Source organism: Kamptonema sp. UHCC 0994 (assembly GCF_029167235.1).
GTDB lineage: Bacteria > Cyanobacteriota > Cyanobacteriia > Cyanobacteriales > Microcoleaceae > Kamptonema.
Window position 1 is genome coordinate 1 of record NZ_JARFTR010000190.1, and the last position, 2,019, is coordinate 2,019.

Annotated in this window: 1 protein-coding gene; it reads right to left on the bottom strand. The window is 37.0% G+C overall.

Features of this window, described 5'->3' with window-relative positions; all coding sequences use genetic code 11:
• Window positions 1-180: 180 nt before the first annotated feature.
• On the bottom strand, window positions 181-1,977 hold the full coding sequence (locus PY364_RS17055) for a cellulose-binding protein (RefSeq protein ID WP_275524274.1): 1,797 nt from the start codon (window positions 1,975-1,977) through the stop codon (window positions 181-183).
• Between the last annotated feature and the right edge of the window lie 42 nt (window positions 1,978-2,019).

Sequence of the window (2,019 nt, forward strand, 5' to 3'; positions counted from 1 at the left end):
AAACCGCCAGGATGGCGGCGTTACATATTTTTTGCGTTGATTATCTGAAGTTATATCAAGTCCGGCAAATTACTTGCGATCTGTACATTGCGAGCTCCGCGAAGTAATCTCAAGAGACTGCGATTGCTTCGCGGCGCTCGCAATGACAGACTAATATTATTAGACTTAATATTACCTGACTTAAGACTTAGCTGGAGAAGTCAAAACACAGCCATCCCACCAACAAGGATTATTATCAATAAAGTCCATCAAAGCATTATATTTAGGCGAACCATTTTGGCCAACATACTCCAAAGCACCCCAACTACCCCACCTACTAGGTAAACCTATATCCAAATATTGCATGAAAAGAGTACCGCCTGCTTCTTTCCAATTTTCCAGTAATTTTGTATATAACTCATACATTTCTGGTCGCCTATTTAACTCGATAAAGAAATTAGTAAGCTTTTCATTATTCTCATTTCCTTGAATACCTACAATATGTTGACCTCCTTCATAAGCAACTAACTTAAGACCCTTTTTCTGCGCTACCTCTGAGTGATATTTAAACAAACCATAAGCATCAGATAAACTATCCTTAAATCCCCCTAGCAAACCGCCATCTCTTAATTGTTTAATAGCTTTACCAAAACCACCATCTGAATCATTCAACCAAGACTCTACGATGCTGGTGTTTTCTGGCCCACCCAGATTACCACTAAAATATCCAGTGATAGCATAGACATCAATTCCGTGTTGATAACAAGGCTTATTACCTTCTGCTACCCAATCAGAACATTCTAAAGCAGAACTTTCTAAACCTTTCCATGCAGTTTGAGTTGAGATTACACACACAACTCGATCCTTTTGTTCGCCAAAAATACCTTTCCAAAGATCGCATATTTGAGCTGTACGCATTCCATACCATTGCATATAAGCATCTTGTTTATCCTTTCCCCACCTAGCTTGACCTTGTTGTAAAGCATATTGAGATTGGGGAAATGAAAAATTCCATACTTCATTAGAAAGTTCTACATAAACTTTTAAGTTTGGGTCTAAACTACTTTTAACAGTCTGAGCAAAGTTTTTTAAATATTCATCAGTAGCCATGATTGGCATATTAAACCAAGCATTTGCCTTGATTTTATTTGCTAAAGCAACCATGATTTCAATAGGGACATTGCCTTGATAAGCATAGGAAATATGTTCTGGTTTAGGTCGATTTGACCATTCTTTTTGTTCAGAACCATTTGTACTCATCCAATCCATGAAACGGAGGGTTCTAAATTTTTTGATTTTGTCTATAAACTTGGGGTTAAATATCTCACCACTCTCATAAGCTTTTTCATCTTGAGAGTGAATTACTCTAATATTGCGGATATATTTTCCTTTTTTGTTGGGATCTGTGGCAGTAATTGTCAGCAGGATTCCCTCTTTATTGGTAGCATCTACATCAATAATATCTCTGCCGGGTTGTGACGATGCTTCATCTTTTTTAGCCGCAAATTTATACTCAATTTTTCCCTCGCCTTCATACATGACAATATATTTGCCTGACGGGAAAAAGTTGGGTATGTCCCTTAATAATAAAGTGCTGACACGGGTATATTTAGGAGAATCTTGGGGAAGGGGAAGAGATTTGACCCAGCCGTTTTCGTCAAGATTTAAAAGATTATATTCATTGGTATCTAATTCTCCCTGACATCCAACCTCTTTTGGATCGCACTGAGTCATCCATTTTCTAGAAGATTTAAAAGCATCTAAAAATGGTAATTCTGTTGACCAATCGGCAATTCCAGAAAGATTAACTCCTACAGGAGAGGTTGAGTTAGGATTTTTGGATGAGCTATCAATTGCTATTCTATTTTGTGAGTTATTAACAGTAGGAGTCTGATTTTTTGCTAAGCTTAAACAGCCAGGGAGAATAAAGATAAATATCAGTAAACCCGATAGAAAAGTTAGAATATTTTTTGTATTAAAGTAAGTAAAAAAAGTCATAATAAGAAGGAAGAGGGGAGATGGGGGAGATGGGGAAGATGG

Excerpts from the sequence above, each read along its gene's own strand:
- PY364_RS17055 (WP_275524274.1), bottom strand. The coding sequence starts at position 1,977 with ATGACTTTTTTTACTTACTTTAATACAAAAAATATTCTAACTTTTCTA.